This window comes from Anaerobacillus arseniciselenatis, assembly GCF_001865995.1.
GTDB lineage: Bacteria > Bacillota > Bacilli > Bacillales > Anaerobacillaceae > Anaerobacillus > Anaerobacillus arseniciselenatis.
This window is the reverse complement of record NZ_MLQQ01000058.1, coordinates 20162-40722: the sequence shown is the minus strand read 5'-3', so window position 1 is coordinate 40722 and position 20561 is coordinate 20162. Positions and strand designations below refer to the sequence as shown.

The window sequence follows — 20561 nt, the reverse complement described above, 5'->3', positions numbered from 1 at the left end:
ATAGAAAAAGATTAATATTCAAGGAGGAAGTAAAAATGAGTGTACATATCGGTGCAAAAGAAAATGAAATTGCAGAATCAATATTATTACCAGGAGATCCACTACGAGCAAAGTATATTGCTGAAAATTTTTTAGAGGATGCAAAATGTTATAACGAAGTTCGAGGTATGTTAGGGTTTACTGGGACATATAAAGGAAAGCGCGTATCAGTTCAAGGAACTGGAATGGGTATTCCTTCGATTTCTATTTATGCTCAAGAGCTCATTCAAAGCTATGGAGTAAAAAATTTAATTCGTGTTGGAACTTGTGGTGCCATCCAAGAAGACGTGAAAGTAAGAGATTTAATTCTTGCGATGAGTGCCTCAACTGATTCAGCTGTAAATCGAATTCGTTTTAAAGGAATTGATTTTGCTCCTACAGCGAACTTCGATTTATTAAAAACGGCTTATGATATCTCTATAGAACGAGGTAAACAAATTAATGTTGGTAACGTTTTTACGGGGGATACGTTTTATAATGAAGATAAAGAAGCGGTTCAAAATTGGGCAAATCATGGTATTTTAGCACTTGAGATGGAAACGGCAGCACTTTATACGTTAGCTGCGAAGTTCGGCGTGAAGGCCTTATCAGTTTTAACAGTAAGTGACCATGTCATTACTGGAGAAGAAACGTCTTCAGAAGAACGCCAAAAAACATTTGGGGAAATGGTAGAAATCGCTTTAGATACAGCGATTAAATTTTAAAAGGCAGGACTAGCGTCAAGCGAGGACATCTTTGCGGACATCACATCCGTTATTTTTTTAAAAAGCAGTCATATTGATGTGCTAACGGACATACGTTCCTTTAATTAAGGTAAATAAGGTATTTTTCCTTTAAATTAAGTCAATAACGGAACGTATGTCCTATAATTTTATTAGAACGAGGGTTTTGTAGTATATAAAGGAACGTATGTCCGTTAAAAATTTTTGATAGTAAAATGGGGCTACCTGTTTTTGGTCACGCTCCGAAAAAGAGCTAGTTTCATAAAGGTATCCAATCCTACCGACTATAAAAACAATTTAAACCCCATACCCACTAGCCCGACAACTGTTACATAAAGCCATAATTTCAATTTGGAGAGTTCTTTTTCTACAGTTTCATTCGTTACTAAATCCTCTTTTTTGATTGTATCTTGAATAAGTACAATGATTTTTTCGTCGTTTGGAAGTTCTTTTAATGAATGATTGATCATGTTTTTTGTCTTTTCATAAGTAGGGACTTCATCGAATTTAGTAAGGCGGTCTTCTAGTAAGGCTACTTTTGTTTTCAGTTCTCTTAGTTCTTCATACACAGCTTTTTCTTCCGGCAACGTATTCAGCCCCCTCTCAAAAGGATTAATCTCTCCTGACAAAATAGTATATGCAGGTTGACCTTCTATTGAAAGGGACAGGTGTTACGTAAAATCGATCCTTTTAAAACGCTCAAGAATTGCTTCACGATATAGCTGTGCAACTTTTTCTTCTCGGTTTTGATTATTTTTACAATACTCATCAAGCATCACTTGTTCATTTACTTCCAATACGCGTAAACCCGAGGTCGTTTCAAGGATATCGATCGAGCAAAAGTCTAGTTCCATTGCTTTAGCTACTTTGCTAGCTATTTCTGATAGCAGAGGAATTTTTGTTGGCTCGACGTCTTTTGAAAGTGCGCCACTGATTAAATTATGTTTCCATGACCTCGTTCGCTCTTTCGCTAATAAAAGTTTAGGTTCTCCAAGGAGTGTCACAATTCGATATTCAAATATAGCTTCATAATAAGGACTAATAGAGGCATTGGCTTGTAGAGAGAATATCGATTGTAGTTGCTTATTTAATTCTACAATATCGCTAATTTTGTATACATTATTACCTTGCGACCCGTTATCTTGTTTTAAGACGACCGTTTCTCCCCATTGATAAAATAATTCTCTCGCTAATTGAAATGAGTCTCTAGAAATAAATCTTGAGTTGCTATTCATAATGAATACATGTTCAATCGCCGGTATATTTTCTCGCTTGAGCGTAGCATAAGTTGCAGACTTACTCATTGCTACCTTAGCTGCGGATGCATTATTGAGACCGATTTCTACATCATGCATAATAAATGACTTTAGATCTTGTTTTAAATGAGCTCGATATAAATAGTCTGCAGAAATTTCCTCGAAGCTTATGTCGTCTTTATTTACAGATTGTTGAATTAAAGCTAAATATCTTCTTCTAGTCATCGTTTTTTCTCCCTTAATCATATATAAATTCACGATTTTTTTTCGCTACTACGATACTACAGGTGTTTTATGTAGCTACCCTTAGGTAATTATGAAATTCAATCTATAATAACTTTATTATATCTTAAAAGTGTTTGTTTGCTTAATTAAACAAAGCTAATGAAAAGTCAAAAAAAAAATTTAAAAAATTTCAAAAAAGATATTTAAAATTTTAAATATTTAGAATATAATAAAAGCGTAGTTAAGATTTAATGTCAGGTGAGCGATTGTTCATTTATATTTTTTTAAGTAAATAGGTAACCAGTTACATTTATTATATTATAAGGGGGAGTATATGATGAATTTTGAATTAACGAAAGAACAGCAAATGATTAAGGAAATGGTGAGAGACTTTGCTAAAAATGAAATTGCACCTATGGCTGAGGAATTAGACAAAACAGAGAAATTCCCTATTGAAACATTTAAGAAAATGGGAGAGCTTGGACTCATGGGAATTCCATTTCCAGAACAATATGGAGGATCGGGTGGAGACACGATTTCTTATATTTTGGCTGTTGAAGAAATTGGGAAAGCGTGTGGAAGCACTGGTTTAAGTTATGCTGCAGCTATTTCATTAGGAGCTAGTCCACTTTACTTTTTCGGGACTGAGGAACAAAAGCAAGAACATCTAGTACCACTTGCTTCAGGAAAGTCACTAGGAGCTTTCGGTTTAACAGAGCCAAATGCAGGATCAGATGCTGGTGGAACGCAAACGAAGGCGGTTGTTGATGGTGATGATTTTGTCATTAATGGTGAAAAGTGTTGGATTACGAATGCTGGTTTTGCTCGTACGGTAACGGTTACGGCAGTAACTGGTAAAGATGAGCGCGGGAAAAACATTATTTCGGCGATTATCGTTCCAACAGATACACCAGGTTTTACAATTAATAGTAATTACGAAAAGATGGGGGTTCGTGGTTCAAATACTTCAGAGTTAGTTTTAGAAGATGTACGTGTACCAAGAACAAATTTACTTGGTGATCCACAAAAAGGTTTCGGGCAGTTTCTTTATACTTTAGACGGTGGAAGAATTTCGATTGCATCGTTAGCGGTAGGAATTGCTCAAGCTGCATATGAGGCAGCCTTAAAATATTCCCAAGAAAGAAAGCAATTCGGAAAAACACTATCTAGTTTCCAGGCGACGCAATTTAAACTTGCTGACATGGCAATGGAAATTGATTTAGCTAGAAATGCAGTTTTAAAAGCTGCATGGCTTAAAGATAATGATAAATCGTTTAAAAAAGAAGCCGCTTTTGCAAAGTTATTTGCTTCTGAAATGGCAACTCGTGTTTGTAATCAAGCAATTCAAATCCACGGTGGTTACGGTTACATGAGAGAGTATCATGTTGAACGTTATTTACGAGATGTAAAACTGATGGAAATTGGTGAAGGCACATCGGAAATTCAAAGAATAGTTATTGCTCGTCAACTTCTTTCATAAAGTAAAGATAGAACTATTGTCCATTAGTAGAGAGAACGAATATAATCTTTAATGTTTACGAGGAGGATTAGAATGGCGGAAGAAATTAAATTAACGATCGGTCAGTTGCTTGAGGATGTAGCAAGTAAAAATCCAGATAGGGATGCGCTAGTTTATCCAGATAGAGGTTTAAGATTATCTTACGAACAGTTTAATAATCATTGTATTGACGTAGCCAAAGGCTTAATGAAGTTAGGGATAAAAAAAGGTGAACATGTTGCTATATGGGCGACCAACCGGCCAGAGTGGCTTTCTTGTCAATTTTCTACCGGAAAAATGGGGGCAGTATTAGTAACGGTTAATACAAATTATCGAACAGCAGAATTAGAATATTTGCTAAAGCAATCAGACTCTACAACGTTAATTTTGATGGAGCAATATAGGGATGCGTCCTACATTGATATGCTTTATGAAATTGTTCCGGAATTAAAAACAGCCGTTCCAGGGAAGTTAAACTCCAAAAAATTACCTCATCTAAAGAATGTTATCGTACTAGGGGATAAAAGGTACCCGGGAACATTTTTATGGGACGATGTACTTTCAATGAAAGACGATGTTACAGATGAGGAATTCAATAAACGAATGGATTCTCTCGATATTCATGATCCGATTAATATGCAATACACATCGGGAACGACAGGATTTCCAAAAGGGGTCATGCTAACTCATAATAATATTATTAACAATGCTAGAAATATAGCGGAATGTATGAATTTAAGCGCAGAAGACCGAATGTGTATTCCTGTACCGTTTTTCCATTGTTTCGGTTGTGTACTTGGGACACTTGCTTGCGTTTCTGTCGGCGCAACAATGGTACCAGTACAAGAGTTTAATGTGAAAGAAGTATTAACTGCTGTTGAACAAGAACGTTGTACAGCGCTTCATGGGGTTCCGACGATGTTTATCGCTGAATTAAATGACCCTGACTTCGATAAGTATGATTTATCGAGCCTACGTACAGGGATTATGGCGGGTTCACCATGTCCGATTGAAGTAATGAAAGCAGTAGTTAATAAAATGGGAGCCTCTGAAATTACGATCGCTTATGGACAGACAGAGTCTTCACCGGTGATTACGCAAACGAGAACGAACGATCCAATTGAATTAAGAGTTTCTTCAGTTGGTAGGGCGCTTCCGAATGTCGAAGTGAAGATCGTTGATCCAGCGACAAACGAAGAAGTCGATCGTGGTGTTCAAGGTGAGCTATGTACGAGAGGCTACCACGTCATGAAAGGATATTATAAAAATCCAGAAGCAACAGCAAATGCGATTGACAATGATAGCTGGCTTCATACTGGTGACTTAGCAGTGATGGACGAAAATGGATACTGTAAAATCACTGGTCGCTTAAAAGATATGATCATTCGCGGCGGTGAAAATATTTATCCACGAGAAATTGAGGAGTTTTTATATTTACATCCGAAAGTTTTGGATGTTCAAGTGGTAGGCGTTCCTCATGAAAAGTTTGGAGAAGAGGTTGTTGCTTGGATTCAGCTTAAAGAAGGAGAGACAGCAACAGTAGAAGAAATTCGTGAATTTTGTTTAGGTAAAATTGCGAGATATAAAGTTCCGAAACATATCGCATTTTGTGACAGTTACCCGATGACTGCATCTGGTAAAATTCAAAAATATAAATTAAGAGAACAGTCTATGGAGTTAATAAAATTATCAAAATAAAAGGAATAAGTTGGATAAAAGTAGAATTCTTTAAGGGGTGAGTTGATGTTTAAGAAAATATTAATTGCAAACCGTGGCGAAATTGCGATGAGGGTCATACGTACTTGTAAAAAAATGGGGATCAAAACTGTAGCTGTTTATTCAGAAGCGGATGCTGATTCTTTACACGTTAAAAATGCCGATGAAGCATTTTTACTCGGTCCTGCAAGAGTGAATGAGAGTTATTTAAAGGTTGATAAAATATTAGAAATAGCTAAACAAACAGGTGCAGAAGCGATCCATCCTGGTTATGGCCTACTTTCAGAAAATATTAGTTTTGCTAATGCATGTGAAAAAGCGGGTATTGTTTTTATCGGACCTAATCCTACTTGTATCGAAAAGATGGGTAGTAAAATCGAAGCAAGAAAAACGATGGAAAAGGCCAATGTTCCAATTGTACCAGGTGGTAATGAGCCATTAAGAGATGCAGATGAAGCTGTTGAAAAAGCTAAAGCAATGGGCTTTCCGGTCATGCTTAAAGCCTCAAGTGGTGGTGGCGGTATTGGGATGCAAATCGTTCATGATGAAGTGGAACTGTCGAAAGCGTTTGCAAGTAATCAAAAGAGAGCACTAGACTTTTTTGGTGACGGAGCGATGTATTTAGAAAAGTATATTGTAAACCCACGTCATATTGAAATTCAAATACTTGCTGATAAAAAGGGAAATACCGTTTATTTATGGGAACGTGAATGCTCAATTCAAAGACGTCACCAAAAAGTTGTCGAAGAAGCACCATCACCATTTTTAGATGATGAAACGAGGAGAAAAATGGGTGAAGCAGCTGTCCGCGCAGCAGCAGAAATTGGTTATGCCAATGCTGGTACGATTGAGTTTCTCGTTGATGAGGATAAGAACTTTTATTTCTTAGAAATGAATACGAGATTACAAGTTGAACATCCAATTACAGAAGAAATTACAGGTGTAGACCTTGTTGAACAACAATTAAAAGTCGCTTACGGAGAAGGTCTACCATTTACACAAGATGATATTACACTTACAGGGCATGCCATTGAAGTACGAATTTATGCAGAAGATCCGGTGACGTTCTTCCCTTCTCCAGGGAAAATAACTAAACTAACACTTCCAACTGGAGAAAATGTTAGGAATGAAATTGGTATTGAGTCGAATAGTCAAATTACACCGTTTTACGATCCGATGATCGCTAAATTAGTCGTAAGAGGTAACGATCGGCAAACAGCAATTAATGAGTTGAAAAATGCTTTGGAAAATTATCATGTAGAAGGTATTAAAACGAATATTCCAATGTTATTAAAAGTTATTGAGCATGAAGCATTTATAAGTGGCGATACAACAACGAATTTCGTTGAAAAGTATTTGCCGAAAAAAACAAAAACGAAAACTAAGTAAGTAGTGTTAAATAATTTATAAAAATAGAGGGCGTTTGCCAACAGCCTGATAAGGAGGAAGTAAAATGACTGAAGTAATTGCAACAATGGCAGGTAACGTATGGAAGGTATTAGTGAAAGAAGGTGACCAAGTAGAAGAAGGTCAAGATGTTGTAATCTTAGAATCAATGAAAATGGAAATTCCAATTGCGGCTGAAGTTTCAGGAACTGTTCAAAGTGTAAAAATCGAAGAAGGCGGCTTTGTTAACGAGGAAGAAGTACTTTTAATCGTTGAATAAAGGGAGTGTAGAGGATTATGAAGTTCCCGAAAAGTGTAACAATTAAGGAAGTTGGTCCTCGTGATGGATTGCAAAATGAAAAAGCAGTGATTACTGCTAGAGACAAAATAGATTGGATCAATAAGTTATCCAAATCTGGTTTGTCCTATATAGAAATTACTTCGTTTGTAAATCCAAAATGGATTCCAGCTCTAGCAGACTGTTACGAGGTAGCAACGTCAATAGAAAAGCAGCCCGGTGTCACATATGCGGCACTCGTTCCTAATCAAAAAGGTTTGGAGAAGGCATTAAGTGCAAATGTCGACGAAGTTTCAGTTTTTATGTCTGCTAGTGAAACACACAATAAGAAAAATATTAATAAGTCGATTGAGGAGACTTATCCTATATTAAATAATGTAGTTAGTGAAGCTATTAATGAAGGTAAAACAACTCGAGGTTATGTTTCAACCGTTTTTGGCTGTCCGTATGAGGGGGAAGTCAACGTTGAAGATGTAATGAAAGTATCGGAAAAGTTATTTGAAATGGGGATCTCTGAATTGTCATTAGGCGACACGATAGGTATCGCCACCCCCAATCAAGTTCAGGTCTTATTAGAGCAGTTTTTAAAGAGGTTTCCTGAGGATAAAATTGCCTTGCATTTTCATGATACGAGAGGGATGGCGATCGCTAATATTTACGCGTCATTACAAATGGGAATGACTACATTTGATAGTTCACTAGGTGGTTTAGGGGGCTGCCCGTATGCTCCAGGTGCATCCGGCAACGTTGCCACAGACGATGTGCTTTATATGCTTCATGGAATGGGAATTGAAACTAATATTAATGAAAAAAAATCTCAGAGGCAGCCGCTTTTATTGAAACTGCCTTAAATAGAAAATTAACAAGTCACAGTATGTTAGTTCAAGGGAGTAAATGTTAAGTGAAATTGAGGTGAGAGCGTGGAAAAACAGGCCTTATTAACTTTGAATGAAAATGGAATTGCCACAATATTATTGAATAGACCGAAAGCGGCCAATTCATTATCAGTGCAAATGTTAAATGAGTTACAAGAAATTTTTCAAGAAATAAAGTATGACCAAAGTGTTCGTTGTGTTGTTATTACTGGTGCTGGTGAGAAGGCATTTTGTGCAGGTGCTGATTTAAAAGAGAGAGCTACAATGAACCCGACAGAAGTAAAAAAAACGGTTGCTCTTATTCGAAAAACGATTAATGATGTTGAAGATTTACCGAAGCCAGTAATTGCAGCGATCAATGGAGTCGCTCTCGGTGGAGGCACAGAGTTAGCGCTCGCTTGTGACATTAGAATTTCTGCTGAACGCGCTCTTCTAGGATTAACAGAGACATCACTTGGGATCATTCCAGGTGCTGGGGGTACACAAAGGTTGTCTCGCTTAATCGGAAAAGGGAGAGCAAAAGAGTTAATCTTTACAGCAAGGAAAATTGCCGCTAGTGAGGCTGAAAAAATTGGACTTGTTGAATATGTCGCCAGTAATGAAAAGTTAATCGAAAAAGCTGAGGATATAGCAAGTTTAATTAGTAAAAACGGACCTATTGCAGTTACTCAAGCAAAACTAGCGATCGACAAAGGCTATGAAGCGGATTTGGTCACGGGGTTAGCGATTGAGCAAGCCGCTTATGCGATTACAATTCCAACGAAAGATCGACTCGAAGGATTGCAAGCTTTTAAAGAAAAAAGAAAACCTAACTATATAGGTGAATAACGAACCGGGAATAAATACGACATAAATTTTCTTAATATTAGTAATTGATTGAATTTCACAATTACCTAAATTGAGCCATACCAAACTATATATAGTTGCGAACGAATTAACGCGACTACATATAGATACTTAATGGCGATAAAATTGAATTATGAAATTCATTTTAAATTTAATTTTTCGGTTTATAGTGAAGGGGGCTGTTAACATGTCATTAGACGATCAATTACAAGAACGAGTTGAGCGTATAAAAAAAGGTGGAGCTGAAAAATATCATCAAAGCAATTCAGAAAAAGGGAAGCTTTTCGTAAGGGAACGATTAGAGCTTTTATTTGATGACGGATTGCAACTAGAGGACGCACTGCTTGCTAATTGCTTAAATGAATCACTTCCGGCCGATGGCGTTGTCACTGGAATGGGGAAAATCAACGGGCAATCCGTATGTTTTATGGCCAATGATTCAACGATTAAAGCAGGTTCATGGGGAGCAAGAACAGTAGAAAAGATTATTAGAATTCAAGAAACAGCTGAAAAATTAAAGGTACCAATGATTTATTTAGTAGATTCAGCAGGGGCGAGAATTACAGACCAAATCGAGATGTTTCCTGGTCGCAGAGGGGCAGGGAGAATTTTTTATAATCAAGTAAAACTATCGGGCCAAGTCCCGCAGCTTTGTGTATTATTCGGCCCTTCGGCTGCAGGTGGGGCATACATTCCGGCGTTTTGTGATGTTGTGATTATGGTAGATGGGAACGCCTCAATGTATTTAGGGTCACCACGAATGGCAGAGATGGTCATCGGTGAAAAAGTATCGCTTGAGGAAATGGGCGGAGCGAAAATGCACTGTTCTGTATCCGGATGTGGAGATGTTCTTGCTAAAAATGAGCAAGATGCGATTGCTCAAGCTAGACAATATTTATCATATTTCCCAGCAAACTACTCAGAGAAGCCAGAGCGTATCGAGGCTGTCCCTATAAAAGAATTCGATAAATCGATTGAAGAAATTATTCCGAAAAATCAAAACGCTCCTTTTAATATGCATGATTTAATCAATCGGGTCATTGATGAAAATAGCTTCTTTGAAATTAAAAAGCTATTTGCTCCTGAATTAATTACAGGTTTTGCAAGGATTAACGGTCGGTCTGTCGGAATTATTGCTAATCAACCGCGAATGAAAGGTGGCGTATTATTCCATGACTCCGCTGATAAAGCGGCAAAGTTCATTACGTTATGTGACGCCTATCATATTCCGCTAGTGTTCTTAGCTGATATCCCAGGGTTTATGATCGGTACGAAAGTAGAAAGAGCAGGGATTATTAGACATGGTGCTAAAATGATTTCGGCAATGAGTGAAGCTACAGTTCCGAAAATCTCTATTATTGTAAGAAAAGCTTATGGAGCAGGTCTTTATGCAATGGCAGGTCCAGCATTTGAGCCAGATTGCTGTTTAGCACTTCCAACCGCTCAAATTGCGGTCATGGGACCTGAGGCAGCTGTCAATGCCGTTTATGCTAATAAAATAGCGCAGTTGAGCGAGGAAGAACGTCCGGCATTTATTGAAGAAAAGCGAAATGAATATCGTGAGGATGTCGACATTTATCGCTTAGCATCGGAAATGATTATCGATGGGATCATACCAGCAGATTCACTTCGCGAGGAACTAAATACAAGGATAGAAATGTATATGTCAAAATATATGGTCTTCTCACAACGTAAACATCCAGTTTACCCTGTGTAGCATTAGTGTTTTTGTCTAGGGAACTATAAATACAAAACAATTGTGGAATATTTTAACACGAAAGCTGTCTAGCTCAGCGCCTAGCTTCTCGAGCGTTTCGGTCCATCAAGATTTGCCTATTCACGAAGAGAGTTCGAAGAGGAGGCAAAACATTGCTGGCCCTCCAACGCTTGTCGATGCTCCTGCGTCTACTCGTCGCAAAGCACAAGGAGTAAATCGAAGAAGCTGCTTCGCTAACCAAGGCGCTTGCGCTTTTCTTAATTCAAATAAAAAGAGGGAGAGTGAAAACATTGAAACCAGTGCATACTTCTTTCGTTGATGCAGTTAAAGACATTCATGACGGTGCAACAATTATGGTTGGAGGATTTGGGTTAGTAGGTATCCCAGAAAACTTAATTAAGGCTTTGTTAGAAACCGGAGTAAAGGATTTAACCATTATTTCGAACAACTGTGGGGTTGACGATTGGGGATTAGGCTTATTATTACAGAATAAGCAAGTGAAAAAAATGATCTCCTCATACGTTGGTGAAAATAAAGAGTTTGAGCGCCAAGTTCTATCAGGAGAGCTAGAAGTTGAGTTAGTTCCTCAAGGATCGTTATCTGAAAAAATTCGGGCTGGTGGAGCAGGTATCCCAGGTTTTTACACTCCAGCTGGAGTTGGGACTCCGATTGCTAAAGGGAAAGAGACGAAAGTGTTTAACGGTAAAGAGTATTTATTAGAAGAAGGTTTAGTTGCCGATTTCAGTTTAGTAAGAGCAGCAAAAGGCGATAAAATGGGGAACCTTATTTATAATAAGACGGCTCAAAACTTTAATCCGATGATTGCTACTGCTGGAAAAGTAACAATTGCTGAGGTTGAAGAGCTAGTTGAAATAGGTGACTTACCACCAGACCAAATTCATACACCGAGTGTATATGTTCAACGTCTAATTGTTGGTAAACAAGAAAAGAGAATTGAACGACTAACGGTTAGTGATTAATTTCGATATTAAAATTTGGGGGAGGCGTTAAAAAGTGAATATTCGTGAGCGAATTGCCCGGCGTGCAGAAAAGGAAGTTCAAGACGGTTTCTTTGTTAATTTAGGTATAGGAATGCCAACACTAGTTGCAAACTATATTTCTGACAATAAACAAGTAGTTTTACAATCAGAGAACGGATTACTAGGTATTGGACCATATCCGACAAAGGAGAATGTAGATCCAGATTTAATCAATGCAGGAAAAGAAACAGTGACTGCAATTGATGGTGCTTCTTACTTTAGTAGTGCAGAGTCTTTCGCAATGATCCGAGGTGGTCATATTAACTTAGCGATACTAGGAGCGATGGAAGTTGCTGAAAATGGAGATTTAGCGAACTGGATGATCCCTGGCAAGATGATTAAAGGTATGGGGGGAGCTATGGACCTCGTGCATGGCGCTCAAAAAGTCGTGATTATCATGGAACATGTTAACCGCAAAGGTCAGCCTAAAATTTTAAAACAGTGTAGCTTACCGCTAACAGGAAAGAAAGTAGTAAACAGAATTATTACCGATCGTGCAGTTATTGACGTAACTGATCAAGGCTTGAAGTTAGTAGAGGTAATGGAAGGTTATACAGTTGAAGATATTCAAAATTCAACAGAACCAGAATTGATTATTGCTGATGATTTAAAATAAACGAGTGAGGTTATTTAAACCATTAAAAACAGGTGGAGAATTTATTTCTTCACCTGTTTTTATGTTGGTTAGTATGGGGGGAGTGCGCAGTATTAATAAAGCTAAATGGTGTAAAACAAACAGCGAACTCTTTAGGGAGAAATATCATCCTTGGCCTATAAATTCCCCCTCCAAAACATGGATTGAAACAAAACTGATTACTCTTCCTACATCAAATCCAGAGAAGAGTAATCGAAATGTCGGAATGATTACTCTTCTAGAATCAAAACCAGAGAAGAGTAATCAAAATGCTCGAATGATTACTCTTCTGTGTTCAAACCAGAGAAGAGTAATCAAAACGCTCGAATGATTACTCTTCTAGAATCAAAACCAGAGAAGAGTAATCAAAATGCTCGAATGATTACTCTTCTCGACTCAAATCCAGAGAAGAGAAATCCAGTGTTAGAAAGGGCGCATTTCTACTGCACAGTCTCCCGTGCCCGAACAAAGTGTCGCACTAGCGAAAAGGGAACGCGAGATCTTCTCCCGTGCCCGAACAAAGCATCGCACTCACCAAAAGGGAACGCGAGACCTTCTCCCGTGCCCGAACAAAGCGTCACATCACTCAAAAGGGAACGCGAGACCTTCTCCCGTGCCCGAACAAAGCGTCACATCACTCAAAAGGGAACGCGAGACCTTTTCCTGTGCCTGAACAAAGCGTCACATCACTCAAAAGGGAACGCGAGACCTTCTCCCGTGCCTGAACAAAGCGTCACACTCACCAAAAGGTAACGCAAGATCTTCTCGCATGCCGACCCTATAAGGAACCCAACTACAGCATACTCTCCCCATAATGCATACTACCGAGCGAGTGCGAATTACTGCGCATAACCCCCATACTATTCAATACTGAAAGAGGGTGTCCGTCATTGGACACCCTCGCATAAGACTTTAAGTTGTAAAACGATCTATTAAACTTTTATTAAAAATCCCAAGGAACTAATGCCCAGATCATCACGATAAAACATGCAGCTAATGCAATGAACGCTCCAACATTACTATTGTATCTTTTAGGGTTAACTACATCCCAACCGTGAATTTTCTCAACGAGTTTATTTACTTCATCTCTTATAGCGATGTCATTTAAAGAAGGAATTCGATTCGTAATGTATGAAATACCTATTAGCAAAATAAAGCTTAACGGTACCGCAAACATCGAACCTGATATTCCCATTCCGTCCGTTAACTCGTGACCACCGATAACGATCGATGGGAACACAAATGGTGAAACGACAACATAGACAATACCACCAATGAAGGATGCAGCAATGGCACCATACCTGTTCGCTTCTTTCCACCAAACACCCATAATTATGAGTGGTGCATTGGTTACGCCAGCTAAACCAAAGGCCCACAATATACTAACAACGAGAAAGGCTGGAGGATTGATCGCTAGTAGAATACTAACAACCCCACCCATTGCAATCGAGAAATAACCTAAACGTACTCTCGCTTTTGTTGATAAGTTCGGCTTTAACGTTGTAACAATATCTTGTGAGATTAAAGCCCCGATTGCTAGCAAGTTACCGCTTATCGTCGATAAACCTGCTGATATAGCACCAGCAATTACAAGCGCTGTGACCCATTCTGGATTATAAACCATGTTTAGTATAATCGTTAATTTATCTGTATCAGCATCGGCAATAACAATTCCAGTTGATTGCTCGAAGTATACTCCTGCAAATCCCATTGTGTAAGTTGCAGAGAATACTAAACCGATAATAAAGGCAAACCAAATCATTGCTGAACGAGCACTTTTTAGACTAGATGCCGTATATATTCGCATCGCTAAGTGAGGTAGGCCGAGTGCACCAATGGTAAATGCAGGAATTAAGGCGAAATACCATTTAACTGAGAACTGATAATCAAAAAACGTTGGAAAAGCTTCTAACATAGCTGGAACCATGTCAGCGTATAATAACGGTGGGAAAAACCAACCAGAGCTTCCCATTGCTTTCATGATAGCTGCTAGTGGAACGATAAACATTAAGGCGATAATTACCATCTGTATCGCAGCGTTATTTGTGGCTCCACTCATACCACCGATCGTTACATACCCAACAATGATTAAACCACCAACAAGTAAACCAGTCATATAAGGAATACCTAATAACGTTTCAAACGTAACGGCAATACCGATCATTTGTCCTAATGCATACATTAAACATACTAAGATCATCCATAAAGCGGCGATGATTGAAGCAGTTTTCCCGTAGCGATCACGAATGAAGTGAGTAGGAGAAAAGGCTCCCATTCTTCTTAAGCAAACACCATAAATAATCGTAATTAAAGGAATAGCTAAAACCATCTGTATCCAAACGAGAATAAACGGTACTTGTAGACGTAAGATCAGGGCAGTTACTCCTAAAAATGTTGCTAAACTCATATAGGTGGAAGCCATGGCTAATCCGTTTGTTATTGGACCTACACCGCCTCCAGCTACGTATAAATCTTGAACGGTTTTACTTTGACGGTTAGAAATGTAACCTACTACATAAAACAATACAAAAGTAACGATAATGAAAAAGATACCTAATAACGGATTAGATAACTGCCATACTTGTTCTTCCATCTATACCGCCCCCTCATTTTTTTGTTTCGCTACTTCTTCTTGATTTTCTTTTTCAATAGATTCATCAATTTTATTTCCGATTTTTCCACTAACGATCGTTAGAAAAAGAATACCAAACCATCCGAGTAGAATTGGGACGATGTACATAATTGGAAAACCAAACATGTATCCTTCTACTGGAAAAAGTGAAAATATTAGGCCTGTATGTGCAGTAAGTAAAAACGCTAATGTCATCAGAATGGTAAATACTACTTCTTTCTTATGAGCATTCATGATAAGACTCCCCCTCGTTTTTTTATTCTAACGTTCGGTCTAGGATAAAAAATAAGTTCCAACTTACTGCAATAAAAAATTGTTCCTGAAAATCGTTCCCCCCTTTTCAAGAAATATATTACCCGCTTATTAAAATTTACACTAAAAAGAAAACGCTTTCAATACCCCTTTTTAGAAAAGTGGGAATTTTATGAATATTTAAAAGAATATGATTTTATTGATATAATTTTAAAAAATTAGTTTAATGGTCTTATACTTTATAAAACAAGAAAATACCGAGATTTATAAAATGTAATACCTTATATAAAAAAACTAAAATTTTTTTAAAAATTTTTTTTACTTAATATTAGAACCAGATACTAAAATTTATCTTTCTTACAAAATTAGGCTTATTTATATTAAGTGTACAGACACACACAAGCTCATCTCGACATAAATATAATATAAATGCCTTTGGAGGTGAGCGTATGTCTAGTATCATAGCAGCACTTAGCTATTTCATCAAAGAGATTTTCTTCTTTGTTTCCTTTGTGAAAAATAATGCTTTTCCACAGCCATTAAAACAAGAAGAAGAAAAGCGATATTTAAAACTTATGCAGGAAGGAGACGAAGTAGCAAGAAATCGCCTTATTGAGCACAACCTTCGCCTAGTAGCACATATAGTAAAGAAATTTGAAAACACACGTGAAGATAATGAAGATTTGATTTCGATTGGTACTATTGGACTAATGAAAGCGATCGATAGTTATTCGAGTGGAAAAGGAACGAAATTAGCTACTTACGCAGCTAGATGTATTGAAAATGAAATACTAATGCACCTACGAGCCCTTAAAAAAGTAAAAAAAGATGTTTCACTTCACGATCCGATTGGTACAGATAAAGAAGGCAACGAATTAACTTCATGAGGTTATCGGTATAAGAAAAACCCTTTAAAGAAAGGGTTTGATTAATGGATACAACACTAGCTCAAAGTCATCGTTGCGCTGGTGTTTTTCTTTATGGTAAATAGCTTTGTCCAGAACTGTTTTTAGTAGGGTGTTTTTTCTTTCGGCATCTTCGTCCTTGTAGTAGACGTCTAAGACATTTTCAACAACTGGTATTATATTTTTCTGAGCTTCTTCACGTTTATCCTCTATTTCAAGATCAACTTTGATTTCTTCGATTGAGATTTTAATGTCATTCATTTTTTTTGATAAGAGTTGAGAGCGATCGAGGAAGGTTTTTTCATCGTAAACTCCTCTTTCTAAAAAGTCGTGAAGTCTATTTTTTTGTTGCTCCATTTCTTCAAGTTCTTTTTCTAAATTCGCAATAGATTTCCGTTTTAATTCAAGTACTTCAAAGCTCTTATCTTCTGTAGGAGTATAAGCTTCCCAATTTGCTTTAAATTGCTCTAGCCACATTTTCAGCCCTTCTATAACTCTTTTCTCAACATAATCAAACCTTGTGCTTCTGGAATTACAATGTTTGTTTGAGCAAATTAAGTGAGCGGCTTGTTTCATGTAAGGTCTATAAACAATAGAGGCATCACAATGACCACAACGAATTAAACCGGCTAATGGATTTCTGACAGGGTTTATAAGTTGGTATGGAACGTGATATTTCTTTTTTAAAATAGCTTGGGCTTTCTCGTATGTTTCCATTGAAACTAATGGCTCATGTTTTCCTTTTACATCAATCCACTCATCTTTACTTCTTGTTCTACTGTCTCGACTCTTGCCAGGAGTCGTTGATTTTTTAATTTCCTTACGCTTCCATTGCAATCTTCCAGCGTATACCGCATTTTTTATGATGTTTAATACAGAGTTTCCTGTCCATGACTTTCCAGTATACGTTTTATATCCTAATGAGTTTAATTTATTTGCAATATGTCCGGTAGCTAAACGATTTGTATGATCGGGGTTTGTATACCAATTAAAAATCATTTTTACGATTGGAGATTGATCAGGATGAGGTTCAAGTGTACGACCATTGTCTAATTCTTTGATGATATAGCCGAAAGGTGGACGTGTAGCAATGTAATTTCCGTCTTCCACTGATCGAATACGACCACCTTGAAGTCGTCTATTAATAATTTTTAACTCTTTCCTAGCCATAAACGCTTCAAATTCACTGTATTCTTCGTCAAATTCATCTGAAAGGTCATATGCCTTTCGTGGAGTAATAATTTTTGTATTCGCTTTTTGGAACGTCTCAAGTATTAATCCTTGTTCTTGCATATTACCACGGCCAAGGCGGTCCATATCCATGACTAACACACCGCTATATTGCTTATTTTCGACTTCTTTAAGTAGCTCTAACATTTCTGGTCGGTGCATTAAACTTTCACCAGAAACAATTTCCTCACGAATTTTAATGATGTTTAAGTTTAATTGTTTCGCAGTCTTTAATAAAGCTTTTTTATGTTTGGCTAGTGTTTCCCCTTCTCCACGGGATTCAGCTTCAAGATCAGCACGAGATTTTCTGAGATACATACAAACTCGATCCATCATATATCCTTCCTTTTATATCTATCTTTTAATAATAAAATATGGGTATGAGCTGATTAATATGATATTCAAAGCACTTTAATTTCAAATAATCAAACATAGGACATAAATTTATGAAAATGAGACTGGATTTAATGTTTTGAAAATAACATAATCAACCATGTTTCTTATAATAAATTATACAAACTAACGTTCTGTTTGTAAATAAAATGATATAATTAATAGGTATGAAATATATGTACTTACATATGGTGTGAATGGGGAATATTTGAAATTACCAAAAAACTTCTTGCTATAGAAAATTACAGAATGTAATCTACTAAAGAAGGGGGTGTTTGTATGAAGAAGTACATTCTATATATACCTTGGGTTGTATTATTCATTTTATTAGTTAGTAACATTATTTTTCAATCGGATAGATTGGTTAATAATCTTATTCTCTATGGAAGTTGGTTGTATCTCCTTATTAGTTTTTATTATCGAAATTCAGATCGCTTTTATTTATTTGTAAAAAGGTTACAAATGAAAAGAAAAAACTATGATGTTAAATGGAATATGCAACTTGTTTATGAAGGTGATTTTTCTGAGGAAACATTCGAACTAATTTATGATCATGCAAAAAAAATATACAAAAATACGAAAATGGTAGATCTAAGTGAATACAAAAGACTTTTCACAATAGGAACCTTAAAACCTGAGGTCTTGATTGAGGATAATAAATTAACTTTCTCCTTTTATGATCAACAAATGAGTTACAATAGAGCTTATAAAATTATAGATAAAGAGGTAGGGAAACTATTTGAAGATTTAAAAAGTGTTGTAGGTGGTGAAAATGCGGAATATTATATAAAAATCGTTTTTGAAGATGTTAATCCATTTACTGGTTTGTTTTTACAAAATGTACAAAATGAAAATATCATTAATTATGATGTTAGGCTATCCTTTGATAATAATAAAATTTCAATTAATAAAAATTATATTGAATTTTACTCGCTAACACTTTCCGAAATTAATGAGCAAGCTAAAGATTATCTGTCTCTTTCTTATAATCCAATAAAAAATTTAAAAGAACAAGGTAGCTCAAATTATTGAGTTACCTTGTTCTTTATTAATGGTTCAATTAATCGAGAAAATATCTCATTTGTGAGAGCAACAGCATCATATGGACCAGCCATTTTTTCATGTGTTACAATAACGCCCTTTTTTGAAATAAGGACATTATATGATCTAGAAAACTTTCTAGATGTAAAGGAAGCTGAAATCGATGATATCTTTGCTTCTTTAATTAACTCTTCGGCTTTTTGATTTCTATGAACATCGGTTCCAAAATACCCCGCGCTAGAAAGATTCATTTCTTTAATGTCACTAATCCATAAGCCATTAACATCTGAAATTCTATCAATAATTTCATGCAGGTTAAATTCCATTAGTTCTAATTTAAAGTTCTTGTGCTCATTTAATTGATTACAAAATAATTTAGCTGTATCATGACTGGTATTAATAATAGCAATCTCACTCTTTGAATTATAATACAAAAAAAAGTCAGAAGGATCGTAATAGTGATCATAGAATTCATCATGTTTTATTTTAATTCTTTTATTAATTTTTCGATCAAAGTGACATGAATATGCATCGAAAGCTTCAAATGCATTTTCTAGAAAAAGCTCTATTTTAGTTTCTTGATATCCATTTTCTTGGAGTAAATCTTGTTGTGTTGGTACAATGTAATTTTTTTCGAAAAATTTATTAACTTTAACAATTACAAATGTAGACAATAACATCACTCCTTATTGCTGTAACACACTCTATCAAGTAATGTGTAAACGAAATATTTATAATAACAAGAATATACATAAAAAAAGATGTTCTTGTCATATGGAATTTTAATTGATTATGGATTTATTCATTAGTAATAATACTAGCTTTTGTCACCAATGGAAAAGTGAGGATTGCTAGTTGTAAAATCTTGTTCTTATTTTACCATGTTTTTGGGGTGTTTTGGGGTATTGATTGGAAAAATATTGATTTAAAATTGAAATAAAAGGCTTTTGAAAGGAGTTTAGTTTATGGGGTTAGATTTATCTGGAATAGAGTTGCCATTTAGTGTCCTTGATATTGTTATTGGCGGGTTACAGATGGTTGAATTAGCTGGAGCTTTTGCATTATTGGCTTTATCACTTATAGTTGCTCCCAAAATTGTTAGGTTTGCTAAAATTGTTGTTGAAGGTAGAGAAAATGGTGAATCGTGGAGACAAATAACGAATAATTATGACCGTGATTTTCATAAAAGGAAGTTTTATGAATGAAGAAAAAAGACAAGCGCTTAGCTTGTCTTTTTTACTTCGTTATCTCTCCACTTTAATATATTACTTTCAACCCAATTTTTTTCATACGTATCAATTTTAAATTTATCGGCTTGAAGAAGAGCATTCTTGGTAAATGAGGAAGTGGTAATAAAGTCAGCTAGTGCACAATTGTGATTGGTCTTTGCAGCTTTCAGTTCACGAATAGGCTCTACACCTATCGGTTTGCCACTTTTATAATGTTTAATTTGTACTGCTACATTAGCATTATGTTCTTTACTAAAAATAATTAAGTCTACTCCACCATCTGCGCCCTCTTTAGTTTCTTTAGGTTTATATCCTTTTGCTTTGAAATAAAGGTAACAAAGTCGTTCGAATTCTCTCCATGTTAAATCATCAAGTGGTAATCTTAATATTTCTTTGTCAGATCTCAATAGGGTATTTCCCTTAGGTGTTCTACTGAATTTCTTCGATTTATTGGTGGTATTTGTCTTTTTGGGTGATTGATTCTTTTTGAATAAACTTTTAATTTTACCTAGAGTAAAATAATAAATCGCACCCACCATTCCAATAACTAACATAATCAATGCAAATTGAATAGCCATTGAATTTATTGCAGAGTTATCAACTTCACCAAGCAAGTAAATATCCTCC

General features: G+C 36.2%; 19 protein-coding genes and 2 pseudogenes. 14 read left to right on the top strand and 7 right to left on the bottom strand.

Annotated features, from left to right (window positions below):
- Positions 1 to 35 precede the first annotated feature (35 nt).
- Entirely contained in the window at positions 36 to 743 is a 708-nt protein-coding gene (gene deoD / locus BKP35_RS18440) for a purine-nucleoside phosphorylase (protein WP_071314852.1), read from the top strand.
- A 302-nt stretch (positions 744 to 1045) separates the two neighbouring features.
- Here deoD and BKP35_RS18435 read toward each other — a convergent pair whose 3' ends face one another.
- Together BKP35_RS18435 and BKP35_RS18430 are read right to left on the bottom strand one after the other, a co-directional pair.
- Complete coding sequence (locus BKP35_RS18435) at positions 1046 to 1348, bottom strand: hypothetical protein (protein WP_071314851.1); 303 nt, start codon at positions 1346 to 1348, stop codon at positions 1046 to 1048.
- Between the two features lie 84 nt (positions 1349 to 1432).
- Positions 1433 to 2242: an ATP-grasp domain-containing protein gene (locus BKP35_RS18430; RefSeq protein ID WP_071314850.1), complete on the bottom strand. Its 810-nt coding sequence runs from the start codon at positions 2240 to 2242 to the stop codon at positions 1433 to 1435.
- A gap of 337 nt (positions 2243 to 2579) precedes the next feature.
- Between BKP35_RS18430 and BKP35_RS18425 the strand changes: the two genes are divergently transcribed.
- The 10 genes and pseudogenes from BKP35_RS18425 (at position 2580) to BKP35_RS19795 (ending at position 12583) form a co-directional block, all read left to right on the top strand.
- On the top strand, positions 2580 to 3722 hold the full coding sequence (locus BKP35_RS18425) for an acyl-CoA dehydrogenase family protein (protein ID WP_071314849.1): 1143 nt from the start codon (positions 2580 to 2582) through the stop codon (positions 3720 to 3722).
- Between the two features lie 72 nt (positions 3723 to 3794).
- Positions 3795 to 5438: an AMP-binding protein gene (locus BKP35_RS18420; RefSeq protein ID WP_071314848.1), complete on the top strand. Its 1644-nt coding sequence runs from the start codon at positions 3795 to 3797 to the stop codon at positions 5436 to 5438.
- A 45-nt stretch (positions 5439 to 5483) separates the two neighbouring features.
- Positions 5484 to 6845 carry an acetyl-CoA carboxylase biotin carboxylase subunit gene (locus BKP35_RS18415; RefSeq protein WP_071314847.1) on the top strand — a complete coding sequence of 454 codons (1362 nt, stop codon included), beginning with the start codon at positions 5484 to 5486 and terminating at the stop codon, positions 6843 to 6845.
- Positions 6846 to 6909: 64 nt separating this feature from the next.
- Positions 6910 to 7122, top strand: a complete 213-nt coding sequence (locus tag BKP35_RS18410; RefSeq protein WP_071314846.1) for an acetyl-CoA carboxylase biotin carboxyl carrier protein subunit — start codon at positions 6910 to 6912, stop codon at positions 7120 to 7122.
- Positions 7123 to 7139: 17 nt separating this feature from the next.
- Positions 7140 to 8041: pseudogene (locus tag BKP35_RS18405) on the top strand (hydroxymethylglutaryl-CoA lyase).
- Between the two features lie 19 nt (positions 8042 to 8060).
- The gene (locus tag BKP35_RS18400) at positions 8061 to 8843 is read left to right on the top strand and encodes an enoyl-CoA hydratase (RefSeq protein ID WP_071314845.1); all 783 of its coding nucleotides are present in this window, start codon (positions 8061 to 8063) and stop codon (positions 8841 to 8843) included.
- Between the two features lie 205 nt (positions 8844 to 9048).
- Positions 9049 to 10578, top strand: coding sequence for an acyl-CoA carboxylase subunit beta (locus tag BKP35_RS18395; RefSeq protein WP_071314844.1), 1530 nt, complete (start codon positions 9049 to 9051; stop codon positions 10576 to 10578).
- Between the two features lie 290 nt (positions 10579 to 10868).
- Complete coding sequence (locus tag BKP35_RS18390; RefSeq protein ID WP_071314843.1) at positions 10869 to 11558, top strand: CoA transferase subunit A; 690 nt, start codon at positions 10869 to 10871, stop codon at positions 11556 to 11558.
- Between the two features lie 34 nt (positions 11559 to 11592).
- A complete protein-coding gene (locus BKP35_RS18385) occupies positions 11593 to 12234 on the top strand; it encodes a CoA transferase subunit B (RefSeq protein WP_071314842.1) in 642 nt (213 codons plus the stop codon).
- 4 nt (positions 12235 to 12238) lie between these two features.
- Positions 12239 to 12583 (top strand): hypothetical protein, encoded by a 345-nt coding sequence (locus BKP35_RS19795; RefSeq protein ID WP_169819274.1) that lies wholly within the window; start codon positions 12239 to 12241, stop codon positions 12581 to 12583.
- A 612-nt stretch (positions 12584 to 13195) separates the two neighbouring features.
- Here BKP35_RS19795 and BKP35_RS18375 read toward each other — a convergent pair.
- Both BKP35_RS18375 and BKP35_RS18370 read right to left on the bottom strand, forming a co-directional pair.
- Positions 13196 to 14845: a solute symporter family protein gene (locus BKP35_RS18375; protein ID WP_071314840.1), complete on the bottom strand. Its 1650-nt coding sequence runs from the start codon at positions 14843 to 14845 to the stop codon at positions 13196 to 13198.
- Positions 14846 to 15118, bottom strand: coding sequence for a hypothetical protein (locus BKP35_RS18370; RefSeq protein ID WP_071314839.1), 273 nt, complete (start codon positions 15116 to 15118; stop codon positions 14846 to 14848). It lies immediately after the preceding gene.
- Positions 15119 to 15585: 467 nt separating this feature from the next.
- Between BKP35_RS18370 and sigK the strand changes: the two are divergent.
- Positions 15586 to 16017, top strand: a pseudogene (gene sigK, locus BKP35_RS18365) (RNA polymerase sporulation sigma factor SigK); the annotation flags it as partial.
- A gap of 30 nt (positions 16018 to 16047) precedes the next feature.
- Here the strand turns inward: sigK and BKP35_RS18360 are convergent.
- Positions 16048 to 17604, bottom strand: a complete 1557-nt coding sequence (locus BKP35_RS18360; protein WP_071314838.1) for a recombinase family protein — start codon at positions 17602 to 17604, stop codon at positions 16048 to 16050.
- Between the two features lie 339 nt (positions 17605 to 17943).
- On the opposite strand from BKP35_RS18360, the gene BKP35_RS18355 reads away from it, so the two are divergent.
- Positions 17944 to 18696: a hypothetical protein gene (locus BKP35_RS18355; RefSeq protein WP_071314837.1), complete on the top strand. Its 753-nt coding sequence runs from the start codon at positions 17944 to 17946 to the stop codon at positions 18694 to 18696.
- On the opposite strand, the gene BKP35_RS18350 is transcribed toward BKP35_RS18355, so the two are convergent.
- Positions 18690 to 19379: a hypothetical protein gene (locus BKP35_RS18350; RefSeq protein WP_071314836.1), complete on the bottom strand. Its 690-nt coding sequence runs from the start codon at positions 19377 to 19379 to the stop codon at positions 18690 to 18692. The genes BKP35_RS18355 and BKP35_RS18350 overlap by 7 nt on opposite strands.
- 291 nt (positions 19380 to 19670) lie before the next feature.
- On the opposite strand from BKP35_RS18350, the gene BKP35_RS18345 reads away from it, so the two are divergent.
- Positions 19671 to 19910: a hypothetical protein gene (locus tag BKP35_RS18345; protein WP_071314835.1), complete on the top strand. Its 240-nt coding sequence runs from the start codon at positions 19671 to 19673 to the stop codon at positions 19908 to 19910.
- Between the two features lie 17 nt (positions 19911 to 19927).
- On the opposite strand, the gene BKP35_RS18340 is transcribed toward BKP35_RS18345, so the two are convergent.
- Positions 19928 to 20548 (bottom strand): restriction endonuclease, encoded by a 621-nt coding sequence (locus BKP35_RS18340; protein WP_071314834.1) that lies wholly within the window; start codon positions 20546 to 20548, stop codon positions 19928 to 19930.
- Positions 20549 to 20561 lie beyond the last annotated feature (13 nt).

Bases quoted from the DNA above. Each gene is read 5' to 3' on its own strand.
- deoD (WP_071314852.1), top strand. From the start codon at position 36: ATGAGTGTACATATCGGTGCAAAAGAAAATGAAATTGCAGAATCAATA.
- BKP35_RS18430 (WP_071314850.1), bottom strand. From the start codon at position 2,242: ATGACTAGAAGAAGATATTTAGCTTTAATTCAACAATCTGTAAATAAA.
- BKP35_RS18425 (WP_071314849.1), top strand. From the start codon at position 2,580: ATGAATTTTGAATTAACGAAAGAACAGCAAATGATTAAGGAAATGGTG.
- BKP35_RS18420 (WP_071314848.1), top strand. From the start codon at position 3,795: ATGGCGGAAGAAATTAAATTAACGATCGGTCAGTTGCTTGAGGATGTA.
- BKP35_RS18415 (WP_071314847.1), top strand. From the start codon at position 5,484: ATGTTTAAGAAAATATTAATTGCAAACCGTGGCGAAATTGCGATGAGG.
- BKP35_RS18410 (WP_071314846.1), top strand. From the start codon at position 6,910: ATGACTGAAGTAATTGCAACAATGGCAGGTAACGTATGGAAGGTATTA.
- BKP35_RS18395 (WP_071314844.1), top strand. From the start codon at position 9,049: ATGTCATTAGACGATCAATTACAAGAACGAGTTGAGCGTATAAAAAAA.
- BKP35_RS18375 (WP_071314840.1), bottom strand. From the start codon at position 14,845: ATGGAAGAACAAGTATGGCAGTTATCTAATCCGTTATTAGGTATCTTT.
- BKP35_RS18370 (WP_071314839.1), bottom strand. From the start codon at position 15,118: ATGAATGCTCATAAGAAAGAAGTAGTATTTACCATTCTGATGACATTA.
- BKP35_RS18360 (WP_071314838.1), bottom strand. From the start codon at position 17,604: ATGGATCGAGTTTGTATGTATCTCAGAAAATCTCGTGCTGATCTTGAA.
- BKP35_RS18355 (WP_071314837.1), top strand. From the start codon at position 17,944: ATGAAGAAGTACATTCTATATATACCTTGGGTTGTATTATTCATTTTA.
- BKP35_RS18345 (WP_071314835.1), top strand. From the start codon at position 19,671: ATGGGGTTAGATTTATCTGGAATAGAGTTGCCATTTAGTGTCCTTGAT.